Origin of the sequence: Bradyrhizobium sp. AS23.2, from assembly GCF_001908185.1 — a bacterium.
GTDB lineage: Bacteria > Pseudomonadota > Alphaproteobacteria > Rhizobiales > Xanthobacteraceae > Bradyrhizobium.
The window spans coordinates 1-18,666 of sequence record NZ_LGHM01000082.1; the positions used below are offsets into that span (position 1 = coordinate 1).

Genomic DNA, 18,666 nt, shown 5'->3' on the forward strand with positions numbered 1-18,666 from the left:
CGTGCTTTAAGTTGGTCGCGCTTGCGAGTTTGGGGGCTAAGAAGGTCGTGGACGAATAGCTTCTTCTATCGCCATCAAGCGCCTCGGCGTTTTCACACAGCCAAGACCCGAACCGGACATGATGGCGTTTCGCCCAAGCCCCAAAATGCACCGGCTCCAGCCGGGGAAGGCTGGAGCCAGAAGTTACTCGGCGTGCTTTATGTTGGGTGGCCCGCTACTCTAATATGTCGACAATTCAAAACCGTCCCGAGCGTTCAGGCTTTGGCGAGATACGGAATCGTTCCGGCTAGATCGGTATCATCGATCAGTTGAAAGCGGCTTTCGCTGCCGCCCCGGCGAGCCGCGGCATAGCGGATGTAGGCGGGATCGGTAACAAAGGATTCTGCTGCTTTTGCCGACGGGAAAGCCATGATCGCGATCAGCGACGTATCCAGCGGCGTGCCTTCCAGTGTCTTCACATTGCCGCTGCGCGACAGATATTTGCCGCCGTGCTTGTGCACGAGGTCGTGAACGGAGGCAGCGTAATCCGGCACCCATTTTTCGTCCGTCACCTTGATGTCTGCGATCAAAAACGCGGTCATGTTATGTCTCTCCAGGCTCGATGTCAGCCTCCGCGTGAATGGGAGGTCTGATCCCGGCTTGCCAGAAGTGCGCTGCGGCGCGCCAGTTCAGGAAGTGAAGCGGGCCGATACAGAGAATGTACCGGCCGCCAAGTCATCCCTCAGCTTGCGAGCTTCTGCTCTTTCGCAAAGGGACTGAGGCCGAGCCAGCTCTGCATCGCCGTGGCGAGCTGCCGGTTGCCGGTCAGCATCAGGCGACGGTTGGCGATGGCGGCGCGAACGGTGTCGAGCCCCATCCAGATTGCCGTCATGGTCCGCAGATCGACCGACACATAGAGATCGACATCGAAGCCCGGATCGATCGAGCAGAGATCGACGCTTTCCTTGGGATCGACGATCAGCCACCACGACCGTTGCGTCGTCGGCAGCTCGGGATAGCTGAACTGCACCACGCTGCGCTTCTTCGGCATCGGCGTCGTGTTCAGATTGCGCCGCATGTCCCACATCAGCAGCTGGACGTCGAGATGCTGCAGCGACAAATGCGATTCGATGCGGCGCTGGCCCCAGACGCCGAAGGCCTCGACGATCGGCCCGAGTTCACGTCCCGCCGCGGTCAGTTGATATTCGAAGACGCCGCGTTCCGAGCCAGATTTACGGGTCACGATGCCCGCCACCTCGAGTTCTTTTAGCCGCTGCGACAACAATGCCGGCGACATCCGAGGTACGCCGCGGCGCAGCTCGTTAAAGCGCGTCGAACCGGCGATGAGTTCGCGGAGCAGCACCACGGTCCAGCGCGTGCATAATATTTCCGCGGCCATCGCGACCGGACAGAACTGCTTATAGCTGCCGATGGTCATGCTTTCCTCCGTGAGAGGCGAGATCGGCAACTTAGGGCCAAACGTAGGGGGTTCCTAGTTCAGATTCTGCGGGTTCATTTCCTGAACTGGCCGCCCATGGCCGGGATCGATATTCAACCGGGATCGCGAGCAAGAGCTCGCCTGCAGGACATGTGTTGCCTCGCGCCGGCATTCTGCCCATCGCAGGGATCGCATGCCGGCCGCTCTCAAGATGAAAGGAATATTCCATGAAGAATGACATCACGGCACGCAGGATCACGGCATTGGTCCGTTCCGCGGCGTTTTGCGCGCTCGCCCTGGGCTTCGGCGCCATGCCTGTTTCCGCCGCCAACCTGACCCGCAGCGTCGAGGTCAACGCCGCACCCGCAGCGGTGTGGTCGGTGATCGGTTCGTTCTGTGCCATCAAGGATTGGCTGCCGCCAGTCGGCACGTGCATCGAAGACGGCAAGTCCCCACCGACCCGGACACTGGTCACCAAGGACGGCAAGGCGTCGTTCGTGGAGACGCAGACCGCGCGCAACGAGAAGGAGTACAGCTATTCCTACGCCTTCGTTTCGAGCCCGTTGCCGGTCACAAATTACAAATCCACGATCGAGGTCACGGCAAAAGATGACGGCGTTTCCATCGTGACCTGGACCGGCACTTACACGCCGGATTCCGGCAAGGAGAAGGATGCGATTGACGCCCTGAGCGGCGTCTACGAAGCTGGCCTGGCCGGGATTCAAGCCAAGTTTAAGAAGTAAGCGTCTTGCAACAAAACGAAGTGTCTCAGTTCGTCGGAGGTAGAAATGTCATTTCAGCAAGGTGGATGTCTTTGCGGTGCAATCCGGTACACCGCCAGCGCCCAGCCAATACGGGTCACCTATTGTCATTGCAAATTCTGCCAAAGAGCAACTGGATCGGCTTACATGGTGGAGCCAATTTTCAAGAAAACATCTTTTGAAATAACTGCTGGCAAACCGGTCACCTTCACGCAAGCCTCCGAGGGTAGCGGAAAGCGGGTCACCATCAATTTCTGTGCAGGCTGCAGTACGAAGCTTTATCTCGACCTAGAACGATTTCCGGCAATATACGGTGTCTATGGCGGCACATTTGATGACCCGAACTGGTTCGACCGGTCGCCTGAAATGACCCTACACATCTTTTTGGACTCTGCGCAGAACGGCACGGTCATACCTGCCGGTGTCAGTACATTTCGCCACCACGCAATGCTTAACGACGGAACGCCAGTGGCACCGACCGTCTTTGAAGGGCACCATGCGATTTGAAGAGGCGGTTACTAACCTTGGAAACAGGTCAGGGCCTGCGCTAGGCGTCAATTCGTTGCGAATGAAGGCGAAACCAGTGTCGCTGTTGGGTCACGTGTGTACGGCGCCTTGATCGCCTACGGCCCCAACCACGCAGATATTTTCCGACGATCCGCGGCCGTCATTGACAAGATTCTGAAAGGTGAAAAGCCCGGCGATATCCCGGTGCAGCGAACTGTCAAGTTCAATCTTCGCCTCAATCTCAGAACCGCGAAGGCGCTTGGTGTCGATATTTCGCCGGCCCTTCTGGCGCTGGCCGACGAGGTGATCGAATAACGATGCTGATTTGCTGCGATGCATGAGTCTGCTTCTGGCCCTTCACGACATTTCGCTGCGATGCAGGATTTCGTCGCTATCGATGCATAGCGGACTCTGGCAAACCCTCGCCCAGTAGATTTATGGGGTCACGGCCTAGTCCAATGTTTGCGCGTGGCGCGAACCGTTGCTTCGACTGCCTTCGTTCAAAGTCTTGTCGCGATTAGCACCTGGATCGGGATCGCGCGCTGGTGGCGGGCTGCCAAGGCACGGATCGGGCCACGGGCTAGGGTTTGCTTCATCGAAGGAAAGTATAGTTCTAAGTCCCAGCAGCTCTCAAGCCGAGCCTAAAATCCAACAATTAGAAAGATAAACAGGGGAGGGATCATGCGTAGGGCGATCGCTTTCGGGCTTCTAGTGCTTGGCATGTGCGCCGCGAACCGCGTGGGCGCGGAAGAATGGCCGAAGCGATCTCTCGCGATGATCAACCCGTTTGCCGCCGGCGGCCCGAACGATGTGCCGGCGCGCCTCTTCGCTCAACGCATGGGCGAGATTCTCGGCCAGGCCGTCATCGTGGAGAATGTCGGCGGTGCCGGCGGGATGAACGGTGCCAGTCGCGTCGCGAAGGCGGAGCCCGACGGCTACACGTTTCTTCAAGGCACCGTCGGGACGCAGGCGCAGAACCAGGCGCTTTACAAGAAGCCCGCCTACGACGCGACGAAGGATTTCGTTAGCGTCGGTCTGTTCCTGGAAGCGCCCTTGGTGCCGGTTGTTCGAAAGGACTTGCCGGTCAATTCCATGAGTGAATTTGTCGCCTACGCAAAGGCCAACGGCGACAAGATGCATTTCGCCTCCGCCGGGGTCGGCTCTGCCATCCATCTCGGTTGCGCGTTGATGAATTCGGTCGCGGGATTGGATGTCGTCCACGTGCCTTATCGCGGCTCCAACCCCGCGATGCAGGATCTTGCGAGTGGTCGCGTAGATTATCTCTGCGACATCGTTACGACGGCAAAGCCGCAGATCGACGGTGGGATCGTGAAGGCCATTGCAGTTCTCGACGACGAGCGCTCGGAGGCGCTCCCGAACGTTCCGACGGCTCGTGAGCAGGGTTCGAGGTAAGGGCATACACGTGGAATACATTCTTCCTCCCCAAGGGTACTCCGCGATCGATCGTATCAACCCTCAATCATGCCATGGTGGTAACAATCAAGACCGACGACGTTCGAAGGAAACCTGGCGCCGTCGGCCTCAGGCTTGTGTCCGCCGAGGACCGAGAATACAAGGGGCTAGACGTTTTTCGTGCCACATCAGTGCCGTTGAAAAGGCGGCTACACCGGTCTCGCAGAAGGTGCGCGGATTAGCTAGAAGCTGAGAACGAGTCGCATGGGCAAGATGTCAGCCAGGAACTGCGCGCGGACTGATGCAGCTGCGTTCGAGCTTGTCACTCGCAGCGCGGCTGCAGGTTGAGCTGCCGCAGAAGCGGAGCGAGCCCGTCTGAACTGCAGTTTTTCACTTCGTTCACTTGCTTTGGCTTTTCGATCGGACGTGTCTGTGACTTCTTCGTATCAGCGGTACCGCGGTTTTGGATCTTGTTTTTAGAAGCCGTCGGATCGTGCCAGTGACGAGGAATAAACTCGGGCAGCTTTCGATCCGCCTTGGGTTCTGCCAGCGGCGGAGCGATTTGGGGTGTCAGTATGGCCGGCTTATCCGCCTCGATGGCGACCTTCGGCCCGATTGCTTCGGTGTGGATCGGAAGCCGATCGCTCTTGTTGCCGCTGACCGCCGGAAAATTCGATGCCATGCCAACTTCGATAGCTGGTGCTGGCGCGCGGCTGGTGCCGAGCGGGGAAACCACGCCAACCACGCATATTATGCAAACGGCAACAATCCTGATCATGCCGGTTGGCCCCGAACGTCGCGCGACCTAAGCGTCGCGTCGGAATCGGCCTAGAATAAGACTAGAGGCTCCTCGCAATGGCCCCAGATTGCGGCGCTATGGCCGTTGCTGGTGCGACCCTTCTGAAATCTATCGAATGTTGCAGCCGAGCAAACTCCCAAAAACACGTTATTGCCCCAATATCGACACTAGCCGGTCAGGGTTCGACCAGCGGAGACTGGCTAGGCCCGGCACACGTTTCGGCGGGGGCAATGTGCCGGGCCGCCGATTCAGGCACATTGTGGCGGACAATTCGATGAAATTCATCGGTCGGCTTCGTTGGGCGGTAGAGAACGACCGCAAGGATCTCGCAACTACGAGGAAGGCCGACGTTCGCATTGCGACCGAGATATCGAACAGGAGTCATTGCCCAAGCGCGTTCCGAAAAATCTCGCGCTAATCCGCGCCTATGAGGCCAAGACAGGCTAGCAGCGCTGGCCGCCGGCCCGGCTCTCGATAACGACCCCGTCCTGGTGTGACCAGGTGCGTCTTTCGGACTGCGCCGGCGACGTCTTGCTTTTCCTCTCCGCGCGCGACGAAATCGATTGCATGACTTGGCGACGACCAATTCCGCCGGACGGCACCCAGCGGGATATGCGTTAAAGTCTCTGTCAGTCGCCGCCACCGAGGTGGCCCGGCAGTCGACAATCTTCCCTCCAGGTGGGCGGCTTTTTCTCGCGCTGCCATAGTTTCAATGTTCGCTTTCAGCAGTTCCGCTAGGAGCTTGCTGGTGCGATCGCACTCCCTCGCGAAGTCCGCCCGGTGACCGCAGGCGATCACCTTCATGAGGTCCGCCTGCAAAGTCGCAAGGTGTTCCTTAAAGGCGGCGTCCACATGGTGGTCGCCGGGGGCTGGGATGCGCGCGTGATGGGAGAAGGTTGATCTCGCTGAGGTCAACCTGTACCAACGTCTTGCTATCGTTCGAACGGGAGCGCGTGAAACGATGTCGCTTGACGAGCGCTCTTGCAGCTTCCGGAGAACTTCTTAGCCCTTTCGCCAAGCTCGTCGCAAGTAAGCATCTCGATGGGCACGCGTGTTTGCTTCGTTTAATCGGACGGTCACCACCCAGCCCCTGGGAACATACCAACGGCAGGTTTTGGGTTGGTACTATGATTGGGGCTCGGTATTCGGCTCAAGTCGCGGTGAAGGAGTCCGTTTCCCGTCGCGTGGCTTCTTCAGCTTCTCACAAGCGTCCTGGCGAATTGCCTGCCGCCATCTTGCGATCTGCCCACATCTTGATGTCGGCGACCGTCAGCGCCTTAAGGAACGGATTGGCGTTGACCAGCTTTTCGCGTGTGGTCCGACCCGTCGCGTCGGCGGCGGCCATAAGGGAAGCTGCATCGGCATTTTCCACGGCGGACAATAGCGCTATCGCGCCGGCAGGCCCCGCGAAATGGGCGAGGTAGAGAGAACCGGGTGTGATCGGCAGACCGCGCTTGTTGAGCATCGCGGCATATTCCTCAACCAGTCGCGTGGTGATCTCTCGCGCAAGCTCGGGATTTCGCCGCAGGTCCAACACTTCCTTGTAGCTGCGCCCTTGGATCAGATCGCCTCGGTGCCTTCGGACGGCTTCGAGCCACGTATCATCGAGAAACTGGGCGGCACCGGTCGCGCTCGACCGCCGGTTTTTTTTTGTTCGGGTTACCATTGGACTCGGCGACAATAATGCGCTCGACCAATGCCTTGGCGGCCGCCTTGTCGATCGACTTCCCACTCAAATGCGCGTCGCGAAATAGGATGAAACTTGCGACGAAGGCCAAGCCAATCGCCACTCCAAGAGCAATCGTGATGGATTCCGCCGACAACCAGTCGCGCGCGGCGACAACGTGCGCACGCTCGTCCGGGCGAGGAGGGCGGATTTCGTCGCGACGGCGTGCCTGCCCGGACGCATGCTCGAGGCGCCTCGCGTTACCGTCGGCCATTTCGATCCAGAGGAATCGTGGGGCTAGGTCTGGCATCGCGTTGGTAGAGTCAATGCTCGGAATAGGCCATCGAAGACACCTGACGTGCAGGGTTTGACCTCCGCGACCGGTTTGGCCCGATTGAGTTTCGCAGTTACCTTGAAAGTTCCCTGCTCAGGCCGAGCTCTGGGCAGTACGACCGCGGATTTTCCTCCGCGCGCGCTCCGCTTGTGTTGCTCGACGATCTTCGAAGGCTCTTGCGCAACGATTGAGGTTTGATCCGGCGGAGGCATCACTTCGCTCGAGGGGATCGGCTGCGGTGGCGCTTCGAGCATGTGCGGGATTTCGAGACGGTCCGCCGTCGTCAGCGTATCGTATGAGCCAACGGCCGCCTGAGCGGGCGGCTCGTTCACAGGCTTTGTCGTGCGCGGCGGAGTCTCGAACTCCATCACCGCCAGTGTACCGAGGCCAACAAGGATGAGAGCCGCTCTCATCTGATATCACGCCGCCCGAGGAAAAAGCCTCGCTCAAAGCCGCCGGAAATGAGCTCCCGAAAATCGGAGACGATTGCAGAGGTCCAATGAGGCTTCTTAGCGGCAGAAGCGAACCAGCCGGCGCGGGTAGGGGGCAAGATCAGAGACAGGGTTAACGCCGGTCGGCGAAAGAAACATGGGGAGCGTTTCGCGGTCCGGAGGACCTGCGTTCGCGGTTGCGTCAGCGTGAGCGAGATTGGCCGCGGAACTGATGTGGCGTTGAGTACACGGCCAGTTGCCTGCGCGTGCCGACCTATCCGTTTGCACACAACCAAGACCCAGAGGGTCATCGACCGCCTTCGTCGCAACGTCCCGCGATGACGAGTCCGTATTGGCGTAGACGGCCTACCTGTCACCCATTCGGATCTTGCCGATGACATCGAAATCCGTCCCATTGGGCTGAAGAACAAAGAAATCGCCCATGGCGATCGATGGTTCAAGAACGATGTTTGAAATGTTGAGATCGTGGGTAATCATCACCAAGTTCGAGGAGGAGCGGTGGTCAAGGATGTCTTGCAAGACCCGCTCCTGATTCAACTTCGCTTGAGGCTCGGATATGACGCCCGGAGGCATCAGATACTGGACAGGCGTCGCGCGACCGAACGCAAGCTTGCCGGTGTCGATGCAACGGCAATACGCGCTAGTCCAGACTTCTCCGACGGCAATGCCGTGAGCACGGAACGCTTCTCCGATCCGCTTGGCCTGCTCAACGCCGCGAGCGGAAAGGTTTACTTCCTCGGCGCAGTTTCCAGGCGCGAGGTGCGCTATCCCTTCTCGCATGTCGACGTGGGTATGGCGCAGCAGGACAACCATGCCGCCTCGCTTTAATGCCGCCCAGACCTGTTCGTCGTCGCCAAAAGCTTGTCCGGCCGAGATCGCCAGCAGGCCCGCCAAACAGAGGGGGAGCATCGCTATCCGGCTGTTCAAGACTGAAAGCATTGGCTGGGAATGCTTGGGTTCAGCAAGGGCGTAAGAGATACCACGATTTCGATGGAATCAACGAGGTCGGGAATGTCGGCTTCTGGGCCCAAACGCGAAGTCTGGACGACCCACTAAACAGTCCGCTTGACGGAGCAGACCGGAAGCGGCAAGCGGCCCGTTTAAACGGCCCTTTTGACCCCCTCGACGTTACTCTTCAGGCAGCCCCGCTTTTCGCAGCGCCTCCGCCGTCTTCTCGCGGAACGAGAGTTCGATGCAGTATGTCCGAAAAAAGATGTCCGCCTCTCGTATCGTGAAACCTGGCTCCAGTTCCAATAGCTTAGCGATGTGGGCTCTGGCCTCATCGAGCCTGTCAAGGGATGCCAGGGTGTAAGCCATGTTGAGATGGGACAACCAGAGACGCTCAACGTAGCCGCGACGAAATGCGTTGTAGGCCTCCTGATGTTCACCTCTCAACCAATGCCGCTTCGCCGGCGCGTACCACCACAAGTTCGGTGCACTCGCTCCCATTAGGCGGATCGCCTTCTCGGCCATCCCCGCGCCCACGTCCCATTGCCCCGAGAACGCCAAAGCAAGCCCCAACGAACCTATCGCATAGGCATCATACGGATTGAGCGCGATCGCCCTCTCAGCTTCGTATTGCAGCAAGTCCGTTTGGCAATTGGCGAAATATCCAATGGCTAGCCGTGAGCGCACAAAGCCGTCATCTGGCGCCAGTTCAGCCGCCCGTAGCGACGCCTTCAAGGTCGCTTCGCTGAGATAGAAGCGCTTCTCAATGCTTCTGGCTTCATCTTGAGGCAATCCGAACCCAAACGATCGCTGATTAAGCAGAACGCCGGACAGCACCGCCCAAGCCAAAGGGTTGGCGGGCTCCTCGCGGGTGACGCGATCAAGACACTCACGCGCCCTGATTACTGCTGCGCGTGTCCCAACCGTTCCGGCAAGCACGCCTTGGGCAATGCACTCGTAAGAGTTGAGCTCGCGGGCCGGTTTCGCCTGCACGCGTTTGTACTCGGCGGTGACAATTGCACCCGGGAAGCCACCGATCAGGGTGGCGGCTTGGCCGGCGATCTCGTCTTGAACGGACGCCGACGAGACAATTTCGGGCCCAACTTCAAAATTCTTCGACCAGACCGAACTCGCCGTGAGCGCTTCATCTAGTTGAATACGAATGCTCGTACCGTTCGCCGATGCTATCAGGCTGCCGCCAACGACATATTGGGCGTTCATTTTTCGTGCCGGGTCACCGATATCGATCGTCATCTTTGGCTCAGTGACGGAGCGCCCGATGACGCGCAAGGTGGAAAACTTCCCCATCGATGCAATGAGGTGCTCGGTCAAGATCGAGGCGGCTGCGTCATATCTCGGATCGCCGGTATTATTGGCGAGTGGCTGGATCAGGACGGTTGGACCGCGAGAGATTGTAGGCGTGATCGCCAAGTCGCCTGGCGCGGACGTAGCGGCACTCGCGTGATGATCAGCCCTTCACGGCTCCTCGATTGTCCAATAGCCGACCGCCTCAATTGCAAGAGCGACCACCGTCGCGACCGAGATGATTGCGCCACGTGCCGCACTAGAATGCGATTTGATGTGATCGAGTAAAGGCCTCGCGCGGCGAGCAAAGTCTTGTGATACGGTGCGATCAATCAGCCCCGTCTCCTCGTCGTGGCATCTCGGATCACCGAACTGGTCGAGCGTGCTTGTCTTCCGGGGAGCAGTGATTTCTGGCCCGCTGCCGTGACCGACTAATCGAGGCCGTGAAGCTGCGCCAGGCGTTTCACGCGGGCTCCCTGTAGTTCGGCTAAGTTCTGCTTCCCAGACAACGGCGTAGGACCTGACCGGCTGGGCGATGTTCTTGAGGTTCTGCTCGCCCAGATCAACGAACCCCACCCTGACCTTGCCCCGAACGTGATCGTAGGCCCAAGACGAGATGCAAATGCCACCGGCTTCTGCGATGCTCTCGAGGCGCGCCGCGATGTTGACACCGTCTCCAAAAATGTCGTGAGGCTCGACGATCACGTCGCCGATGTTGATGCCCACGCGGAAAGCAATGCGTCTGCCGTCCACCTCAGCGGTTGTTAGTTCCTTGACGCGGGCTTGAAACTGCACAGCAGCCCGGACGGCCTCGACCGCACTTGAAAACTCGGCCAAGAACCCGTCCCCGGTGTTCTTCACAATGCGTCCGCCGTGTTCGCCAATTGTCGGGGCGACAACCTCCGTCAGGAGCGCAGTAAGCTTGGCGTGCGTCGCCTCTTCGTCGTGGTGCATGAGCCGCGAGTAGCCAGCCACGTCAGCGGCCAATATCGCCGACAACCTCCGCTCGACCCGGACTGGCCGTTCTTGCACCATGGGCCCGCAATCCAACTCACAACCTAATCTACGACGGATCACCGAGGGCGCCAAACGTGCTTTGACGAGAGGCGCAAACGCTGATGCCGGTTAATTTCTAGAGATCATGAAATGTCAGCCGCGCTGACCGGTGTCTTCTCGGGACTTGGAGCGCTTCGCGAACCCGTCGCCAAGGTCACAGAATGGCCCTTGTGCGACTTCTCAATGGAACGAACGCTCATTTGCGCCAATAGACGGCCTTCCCGCGAGATCGCGTCTTGACCCGTGCCAACGTATGGAAGCTGAGCGGGGAGGTAGCCGAACTCCTTCAACCGGCTCGGTCCTACCTTAAAGGCGCTGGGCCTTCGCGCCGGCCTCAGCCTTTGCGCGGCCGACTGACCCGTGGCCTCATCCACTGGCTGCTTTCGGTTACCTTTCGCGCGCAGGCGGCCGGCTCGACGGGAGCAGGGTCGGTCTTGGCCCAGGGCTGCGGAATTTTGACGGCACTGCAAATTTGGCAGCTATCTGGGGTACAGCGGCCGTGGCGCTAACGCGGGCGCTCCTGCGTTGGGCAAGCTGCGGTAGAAAGCAATTCTATGCCCAGTTGCACCGCATTGCGTCGAAGGGCATGGAGCGAATCGAACGTGCAGTTCTAATGCGCCATTAGGACGGGCAAGTCCGCGTGCTCCATGATATAACTGGTCGCGCCACCGAATATCATTTGCCGCAGCCTGTTGCGGGTAAAGGCTCCTTTTATCAACAGATCGCAGCCTTGTGCTCTGGCGGCATCAAGGACCGCCTCTCCAGTGTCGCGGCCTTCCAGTTCAACGCTCACTAGTTTGGCGGCAATGTCGTTATACAGCAATTGCCGGACTATCTGATCGGCAGATGGACCTGGTACCTCTTGTCCGCCAATCACGGTCAGCACCGCTACCCTTTCCGCCAGACGGAGCAACGGCATGGCAAATGCGTTAACCCGAGCCTGCTCGGTACTACCGTTCCAGTGGATCACAATGTTTGTCGCGATGCTTCTTGGCGCGTCTGGTGGCGCCAGTAGGACGGGCGTACCGCTCTCAAACAGTGCGGATTCAATGGCGCGCCGGTGTGGGCCGGCAGCATCAACGTCATACCGTGTCATAACAATGACGTCGAAAGCACGCCCATAGCTTCCGACAAAGTCTTCCCCCTCAGGGGCGGTTTCCAACCAGCCGAAGCATGGTCGGTTTGAGCCTGCAGCGGCTCGAGGAATATCCTGCTTCAGCATGAACGTTTCGAACAAGCGGTGCATTTCGGCCAATTCTTCTTCGCTCTTCGCATGATACGAATCCAAAGAAATGCCGGTGGCCAATTCTGCGACTAAATATTGAGGGATGCCGAACCGGAGCGGAAAGCCTTCGATGTAGGCGCCGGTACGTTGCGCGAGACGTGCGGCGACCTCGAGCGTAGATGTCATGATCGCAATGTTTTGGATCGGGACCAAGATCGTCTTCATTCTCAACCCCCGTGTTTCAGGTGAACATTGACGTACAACGTCTAGTCGGGTTTGGAGGCCAACGGCTTGCGACTGAGGCCGATAGATTCCTCCGATTGCGGCGCAGATCGTTACCAAGATGCCGAGCGATTGGCCCTCCATGTTAGCACTGCCCGGGTGCTGTTCGACATCAGGGATGGTAGATCATGATCGTTCGTCCGACCCGCGCTTATCCTGGAATCCTGAGGGATGCGTTGTTGCTCCTCGAACAATGCCCGTGGCCGCATGCGATGAGTCCGTCTACGGATTGCGGTGATGCGCGATTTGAACTGTTACCGTGTTCGGAAGTTCAATCCTTCACGGAATGAGCACCACTGGAAGCGGAGGAAGCTCAAGAGGGGAACCTGAGCCCAGTTGAGAAGGAGTGGCTTCATGACCCATATTCAAACAGGCAATCAGATCGTTACCCAGATCACCGTAGTCGAAGCCGACCCGGGAAAGCAGAATGAGGCACTCTCGCTGATGACCGATCGAGCACGATTCATGGCGCGCCAGCCGGGCTTTGTCTCAATCAGCTTACATCGAAGCCTCGACGGCCGGCGCATCGTCAACTACATCCAATGGCAAAACCGCCAACTCCTGCAGTCCGCACACCAATCACCGGATTTTCGCAAGGCGTGGGGTAAGTTTGATGATTTGACCGACGAAATCGATCCCCATCTGTATGAAGTCGTTCAAGTTCTGGATGCCCGCTGAGTTTTTTGCATTGGCATCGAGATCCTGCACGGAAACTTGACGATTGCTTTCGACCGTTGGGACGGCTCACAGGCCCAAGTTTGCACCTAAGCAAGCCGCCATTTGTTGAAGCAGTTCGAGCCGCGGTTAGACCCGACGCTGAGACAAAGCCTCGTCATCGACGTGCTCTTTCACGTTCTGCCTTGGAAGCGTATCGTTTCGATCGACCGAGGTCGCCTTCAGCGGCCACGTGGTTCAGAAGTTTCTCTTCGATCTCAGAAACTCTCGAAAAGAACCGGGAGGGACCCCTCATGGATGACGCAAGGCTAAAATATTACGGGTGGGGCCGCGAAGGAGAAGGCATGAGCGCAGAGGAGCGAAAGTTTGTTCTCGGCCGCTATCATGCGAAGTTTGGAACTGGCGAGTTCGATACGATCGCAGTCCCGCGCCTTGAAGACCTCTCCCTGCGGGAGCCGCGCGTGCTGCCGCCGGCTTCGCTGTCCCCCTTCTGCGCGGCGGAACGCTACGATCGCGCCGCGCACACCTATGGCAAGTCATATCCGGATTACGTCAGAGCGATGCTCGGTAACTACGATTGTGCGCCCGACGTCGTGGCCTATCCGCGCAATGAGGCGGAGATTTCCGCCGTGATGGACTGGGCGGGTTCTGTCGGCGCTTCGCTGACGCCTTTCGGGGGCGGATCCAGTGTCTGCGGCGGAGTCGAGCCGCGCGTTGACGGCATCAAGCATAAAGCTGCCGTTACCCTCGACCTGCGCAATCTCGCTAAAGTCGTCGAAGTGGATCCGGTATCTCACGCGGCATTGATTGAAGCCGGCACCTATGGCCCATCTTTGGAAAACCAGCTCAAGCCCCATGGTTTCACGTTGCGGCACTTCCCGCAGAGTTTTGAATATTCGACTCTCGGCGGCTGGATTGCGACACGATCGGGCGGCCATTTCGCCAGCCTTCACACTCACATCGACGATTTCGTCGAAAGCCTGCGCGTCGTGACGCCAGCTGGTGTGGTCGAAACGCGCCGGCTTCCCGGGTCGGGTGCGGGTCCCAGTCCCGACCGCATGTTCATTGGCTCGGAAGGAATTTTGGGTGTGATTTCGCGCGCCTGGATGCGATTGCAGCCCAGTCCCAAATTCCGCGCCGGCGCATCCGTTCGTTTTCCGTCGTTCTTCGATGCCGCGCGCGCCGTGCGTGCAGTCGCGCAAGCGGGCCTCTATCCATCAAATTGCCGGATCCTGGACTCGCAGGAAGCCTTCAACACCGGTGCAGCCGATGGGAGCGTTGCCATCATGGTGCTCGCGTTCGAGTCGGGCGATCATCCGATGGACGCCTGGATGGCGCGCGCGCTCGAATGCTGCACCGACTATCGGGGAACGCCGGAGCCGGCAAAGGCGAGCGGCGCGCATCTGGAAGGTGCGGCGGGCGTCTGGCGCAACGCATTCATTCGGATGCCCTATGCGCGCGAATTTCTAACGCCCGCCGGCCTTGTCAACGATACGTTCGAGACTGCCATCACCTGGGATCAGTTCGAAGGCTTTCACGACAAGGTCAAGGGGGCGACCGAGCGCGCCATTCTTGAAGCAACTGGCGTCAGGGGTGAAGTCACTTGCCGTTTCACCTACGTCTACCCGGACGGGCCTGCACCCTATTTCACTTTCCACGCTCTTGGTCGCCACGGCGGACTTCTCGAGCAGTGGCAGGCCATCAAGAACGCGGCAAGCGACGCGCTGATCGCGGCAGGTGGAACGATCACGCATCATCATGCCGTTGGCCGCGATCACAGGCCGTGGTACGACCGGCAACGGCCGGAGCTTTTCGCAGCCGCATTGCGGGCAGCCAAGTGGGAACTGGATCCGCAGTGCATACTCAACCCGGGCGTCCTGATTGATCCGTAGGCGCATATTGGCGAAAGCACTTTCTCCGCTTGGCGCCTTGCCGGGCTCCGTCCAGGGAGGTCTTAAGACCGCCTTGCGCGAATTTGCGTGACTCGGCGTCACGGAAAAAAAGCGCAGCTCTTGGCGCAAAGCGGCCGCTCTGGTCCTCACCCGTGCCTTGCTGCGACAAGGGCGGATCGAGGAAGCGCGCGGGACCATCGCGCAAGCCATCGACTATCAGGAACGCCAGGGAGAACGCTGGTGTCGGTCGGAATTGCAGCGGGTCGATGCGTCGGTCCTTTTCCAGGCAGGTGAGCCGCTACGCGCTGAAAAGCGGTTGCAGCAAGCGCTCGCCAAAGCGCGCGCAATAGGTGCGTTGACCTTCGAGTTGCGTATCGCCACCGATCTTGCCGCGCACTGGATCGCGACGGATCGTAGCGCCAAGGCCGTCCGATTGCTCGCCCCGATCTATCAAAAGTTCACCGAGGGCTTTGAAACGCCGGATCTTGTTGCTGCTTCGCGCCTGCTGCAGCGAGCGGGGGCCAATGGGTAGCGGCCGCCTCCGCCGGCGGACCACTATTGATCAGCCTCGTTCTTTTTGGCTGGAGCTAGCTCAAATTGGCCCATGATGGATTGGAGCGAGAGTTTAAGCTTTTCAATGCGTTATTGGGCGGCGTGTGCACGACGTGTGCACCGGGAGATCAAAGAAAATCTCACTACAGGTAGCGTGGGCATACCCTTCGTGGGGCGGCCGCCTTGGGCGGGGGTAGCTGAGCGACCAAAATTCTGAGGCAGGGATGGGCGAGCGCTGACCAGCAGTCTCGGATATGGAAGGCGTCGTATCTTCACCGCGCTTACCGCAACGCCAAACAGCCATTGGGGTAGGTTGGTGCGATTGCGCTGAGACCTGATCGCCGCTGATAGCTTGTGCCAGAGGGAGCGTCGGATTCGCCTTAGGGGCATAAAATGGCGTTTCAAAACCTCAGATATCGTCAGAAGCCGGCTTCGAAGGGCTAGCGTTCACGGATCGGCTTTAGTTTCTTAGTGGCAAAGTAAGCAGCCCCGCCGCTCCAAGCGAAAGCGCGACGCCAACGATGCAGGCAGTCCACCCAAAATGACCAAATCGCTGGCCAAGAACCGCGGTGCCGATAGGCCGCCGAAAAAGTAGGAAGCTAGGTAAGTGCCGCTGGCAACGCCCCGGTTTTCCGTTGCGGCGCGGCCGACAAAGCCGGTCGCAGCGGCTTGTGCAAAGAACGTCCCAACACCGACAAGGACCATGCCGATCAGGACTTCGGCCAGGTGCGAGCTGAGCATGAGGGGTAAGCCTAGCGCGGCAACACCCAGCGCGCCCCAGATCGTTAGTCGTGTTCCGATGCGAGCCGCGACGGTGCCGGCCATTAAAGTCGTGACGATCGATGGCGCGAACACGAAGTAAACAAAGCCGAGCTCCATCATGCCGAGCGACAGTGGCGGCCGCACCAGTACAAAGTTGACGAAAGTGAACGTGCCTATGAACGCAAACAGGATGCAGAAGCCGAGACCATACGCCGCACGCAGCCGCGGATTACGCCAATGCGCGATCATTGCGGCAAGCGGGGACTCCGTCACCATCGTCGAATGCATCAGCTGGACGCGCCTGATCGTGAAATAGACCAGCGCCGCACCAGTCAGATTGAGCGCGGCAAAGAAATAGAAGTTCCAGGACAGCCCGAGATTATCGGCAAGTGCCGCCGAAATCAGCCGACCGACCAGATTGCTCGCGACATTTCCCGTGATGTAGGCGGCAAAAGCGCCACCGGCGTCCATCGCGCTGCATTGTTCTCCAAGGTAGGTGAGCGTAAGCGCAAAGGCCGAAACCATGCATAAGCCCTGAGCGATGCGCAGAACCGTGAAGACGGTAAGGTTGGGCGCGACCGCGAGCAGGCTCGTGGGAATCGCGAGCAGGGTGAGGCTGAGCAGAATACCCAATCGCCGGTCGATCCGCAGGCTGAAAAAGCCGACGACGAGGCCCGCGGTCGCCATGCCGAAGGTGCTGGCATTCACTGCAAACCCCATTGCCGCTGGGGTGACGCCGTAGTGGCGCGTCAGCGACGGCAGGATCGCTTGGGTGGCGAACAGGTCGACCACGGTCAGGAAGGCGGTCAAGCCGATGACGAGTGAACGGAGCAGGACGCCTGGAGAATGTCCATGCATCTTCATTGCTGCCGGTTTCATGCGTGCAGTCAGATCAGTCATGGCGCAACGTCTCCTGTGCAGAAGGGAGGATGTGACACCCGGCGTGCGGGGCCGGCACAGAGGATTCCGGGTCGTCACATCCGGTAACGAGTGCAGCTGGGGGCCGGAGGCGCTCGTTACATATTGTGGTCGTGCGGATCCTTGCGGACGTCGCCGACATAAAGAATGACAGCCTCCTTGCCGAGGTTCTTCCACCAATGCGAGGTGCCGAACACCTCGGGCCGGAGATCACCCGCCTTGTGCACGATCGGATCGATGCAGTTGGAGGCATATTCGACGATCTCGCCTTGCTGCACGTAGATCAGCGCCGGGCGATCGTCATGGCTGTGCCAGGGCACGATGCCGCCGGGTTCGATGGTCAATTTGCGGAAGCACAGCTCGCGGACGGCTCGACCCACATGGAGCCGCAGGTTGGGGATCCCGACTTCCCGCTCGCTGAGGGAGCCGGGCAGTGGCGGCCCGATCCGGTCAGCAACATCGTCGCGGCGCTCGGCAAGTGGAAAGATGTGCGACCCTTCGTCATAAAAAAATGTTCCTACGGAGCGTTATTCGATCACCTCATCAGCGGTAACCAGTAGGGACTGCGGAATATTCAAACCAAGGGCCTTGACCGCCTTGAGGTTAATTACCTGCTTGAAGCGGGTCGGTTGTTCGACCGGCAGTTCCGCTGGGTTTGCACCGTGCAGTATCTTGTCGACATAGCCGGCAGCCTTCCTGAAATAGTCGGGAAAGTCCTGTCCATATGATATGAGCAGACCGTACGGGACTGCTTCCGCGATATCGCCGACGACAGGCATTCGGTGCGCAAGCGCTGATGCGCCGACGCGCGCCCGCTCGTTGAACAATAACGGTCCGCCGACCAAGACACCGTCCACGTGATCGCCCTTCGCTTGTGCGAATGCAAGTTCGAAGGCGTCGGGTGCCGGAATTTCGATTAGACGAGGCGAAACGCCGAGCGCCTTTGCCTCGGCTACGGCAGCCGCGCTCAAACGCGGCCGCGCTTTCAGAAATTGGGAGTCAAAGAAAAATGCCACGCTGGACAGATTTGAAACGGCTTCCTTTAGAAGCGCCAGACGTTTGCCGATCGTGTCAACCGACATCAGCGAAAGCCCGGTCAGATTGCCGCCGGGACGAGCGAGACTTGCGACAAGTCCGCTGCCAATCGGGTCGGGCACAACGACGAACACGACGGGAATCGTGGTTGTCATCTGCTTCAGCGCAACGGCACCAGCCGTTACTACAGCGATGGCGACATCGACATTACTTTCGACAAGCTCCCTTGCGAGGATAGGATACCGTTCGATCTGTTCGGCGGGAAATTTGTGCAGGAATTCGACGTTTTTGCCCTCGATGTAATCGAGATCGCTGAACGCCTTAACGAGCACCGTGAGGTACTCGCGTTCCGCTTCCGCGCTGCCGGCATGCCAGAGCACGCCGAGTCTGGCGATCTTCCGGTTCAACTGTGCCTTCGCCGGGCGTGTCCATGGCAATGCGGTCGCGCCAAGAAGCGCAACGAACTCGCGTCGTCTCATGCAATTTCCCCCTGACCAGAACGAGGTCAGAATAGCAGATCGGGAACCGCCCAAGGGAAGTTCTTCGATGTCGCTTCTGGGTCATTCTCGACCGACTGTGCGGGTTCGGCTTGTGTTCGATGTCTGCTCTTCCCCGAAACCGACCAGCTTATTGCGTGGCAACGAAATGGCGCGAAGGGCCAACAGGT

At 59.2% G+C, this 18,666-nt stretch carries 16 protein-coding genes and 3 pseudogenes; 7 read left to right on the plus strand and 12 right to left on the minus strand.

Translation table 11 applies throughout. The features are described 5' to 3' along the window. Window positions 1–254: 254 nt before the first annotated feature. The gene (locus AC630_RS18500) at window positions 255–569 is read right to left on the minus strand and encodes a DUF1330 domain-containing protein (protein WP_245330441.1); all 315 of its coding nucleotides are present in this window, start codon (window positions 567–569) and stop codon (window positions 255–257) included. A 152-nt stretch (window positions 570–721) separates the two neighbouring features. After that, window positions 722–1,417, minus strand: a complete 696-nt coding sequence (locus tag AC630_RS18505; protein ID WP_074119930.1) for a winged helix-turn-helix transcriptional regulator — start codon at window positions 1,415–1,417, stop codon at window positions 722–724. A gap of 227 nt (window positions 1,418–1,644) precedes the next feature. On the opposite strand from AC630_RS18505, the gene AC630_RS18510 reads away from it, so the two are divergent. The 4 genes from AC630_RS18510 to AC630_RS47065 all read left to right on the plus strand — a co-directional run bounded on the left by AC630_RS18510 (window position 1,645) and on the right by AC630_RS47065 (window position 4,098). Then, complete coding sequence (locus AC630_RS18510; protein ID WP_074119931.1) at window positions 1,645–2,160, plus strand: SRPBCC family protein; 516 nt, start codon at window positions 1,645–1,647, stop codon at window positions 2,158–2,160. A 45-nt stretch (window positions 2,161–2,205) separates the two neighbouring features. After that, window positions 2,206–2,685, plus strand: a complete 480-nt coding sequence (locus AC630_RS18515) for a GFA family protein (RefSeq protein WP_074119932.1) — start codon at window positions 2,206–2,208, stop codon at window positions 2,683–2,685. Window positions 2,686–2,793: 108 nt separating this feature from the next. Further along, on the plus strand, window positions 2,794–3,000 hold the full coding sequence (locus tag AC630_RS18520; protein ID WP_167561236.1) for an ABC transporter substrate binding protein: 207 nt from the start codon (window positions 2,794–2,796) through the stop codon (window positions 2,998–3,000). A 366-nt stretch (window positions 3,001–3,366) separates the two neighbouring features. After that, window positions 3,367–4,098: a Bug family tripartite tricarboxylate transporter substrate binding protein gene (locus AC630_RS47065; protein WP_083636312.1), complete on the plus strand. Its 732-nt coding sequence runs from the start codon at window positions 3,367–3,369 to the stop codon at window positions 4,096–4,098. A gap of 322 nt (window positions 4,099–4,420) precedes the next feature. On the opposite strand, the gene AC630_RS18535 is transcribed toward AC630_RS47065, so the two are convergent. The 7 genes and pseudogenes from AC630_RS18535 to AC630_RS18570 all read right to left on the minus strand — a co-directional run bounded on the left by AC630_RS18535 (window position 4,421) and on the right by AC630_RS18570 (window position 12,108). After that, window positions 4,421–4,876, minus strand: a complete 456-nt coding sequence (locus tag AC630_RS18535; RefSeq protein WP_143198138.1) for a hypothetical protein — start codon at window positions 4,874–4,876, stop codon at window positions 4,421–4,423. Window positions 4,877–6,098: 1,222 nt separating this feature from the next. Continuing rightward, a complete protein-coding gene (locus tag AC630_RS47070; RefSeq protein ID WP_245330443.1) occupies window positions 6,099–6,362 on the minus strand; it encodes a hypothetical protein in 264 nt (87 codons plus the stop codon). A gap of 136 nt (window positions 6,363–6,498) precedes the next feature. Beyond that, on the minus strand, window positions 6,499–6,837 hold the full coding sequence (locus AC630_RS47075) for a hypothetical protein (protein ID WP_245330444.1): 339 nt from the start codon (window positions 6,835–6,837) through the stop codon (window positions 6,499–6,501). Window positions 6,838–7,694: 857 nt separating this feature from the next. Further along, window positions 7,695–8,288 (minus strand): histidine phosphatase family protein, encoded by a 594-nt coding sequence (locus AC630_RS18555; protein ID WP_074119938.1) that lies wholly within the window; start codon window positions 8,286–8,288, stop codon window positions 7,695–7,697. Window positions 8,289–8,477: 189 nt separating this feature from the next. Continuing rightward, a complete protein-coding gene (locus AC630_RS18560; RefSeq protein WP_143198139.1) occupies window positions 8,478–9,728 on the minus strand; it encodes a hypothetical protein in 1,251 nt (416 codons plus the stop codon). Between the two features lie 306 nt (window positions 9,729–10,034). Continuing rightward, a pseudogene (locus tag AC630_RS18565) lies at window positions 10,035–10,637 on the minus strand (adenylate/guanylate cyclase domain-containing protein); the annotation flags it as partial. Window positions 10,638–11,268: 631 nt separating this feature from the next. After that, complete coding sequence (locus tag AC630_RS18570) at window positions 11,269–12,108, minus strand: universal stress protein (protein ID WP_074119940.1); 840 nt, start codon at window positions 12,106–12,108, stop codon at window positions 11,269–11,271. 411 nt (window positions 12,109–12,519) lie between these two features. Here AC630_RS18570 and AC630_RS18575 point away from each other — a divergent pair, with 411 nt between their 5' ends. From AC630_RS18575 to AC630_RS18585, 3 genes are all read left to right on the plus strand, one after another. Further along, on the plus strand, window positions 12,520–12,843 hold the full coding sequence (locus AC630_RS18575) for an antibiotic biosynthesis monooxygenase family protein (RefSeq protein WP_074119941.1): 324 nt from the start codon (window positions 12,520–12,522) through the stop codon (window positions 12,841–12,843). A 290-nt stretch (window positions 12,844–13,133) separates the two neighbouring features. After that, window positions 13,134–14,732, plus strand: coding sequence for an FAD-binding oxidoreductase (locus tag AC630_RS18580; RefSeq protein WP_074119942.1), 1,599 nt, complete (start codon window positions 13,134–13,136; stop codon window positions 14,730–14,732). Window positions 14,733–14,889: 157 nt separating this feature from the next. Continuing rightward, window positions 14,890–15,264, plus strand: coding sequence for a hypothetical protein (locus AC630_RS18585; RefSeq protein ID WP_245330446.1), 375 nt, complete (start codon window positions 14,890–14,892; stop codon window positions 15,262–15,264). A 480-nt stretch (window positions 15,265–15,744) separates the two neighbouring features. Here AC630_RS18585 and AC630_RS18590 read toward each other — a convergent pair. The 3 genes and pseudogenes from AC630_RS18590 to AC630_RS18600 form a co-directional block, all read right to left on the minus strand. Beyond that, window positions 15,745–16,946: pseudogene (locus AC630_RS18590) on the minus strand (MFS transporter). A 116-nt stretch (window positions 16,947–17,062) separates the two neighbouring features. After that, a pseudogene (locus tag AC630_RS18595) lies at window positions 17,063–17,329 on the minus strand (cupin domain-containing protein); the annotation flags it as partial. A gap of 162 nt (window positions 17,330–17,491) precedes the next feature. After that, the gene (locus tag AC630_RS18600; protein WP_074119943.1) at window positions 17,492–18,478 is read right to left on the minus strand and encodes an ABC transporter substrate-binding protein; all 987 of its coding nucleotides are present in this window, start codon (window positions 18,476–18,478) and stop codon (window positions 17,492–17,494) included. Window positions 18,479–18,666 lie beyond the last annotated feature (188 nt).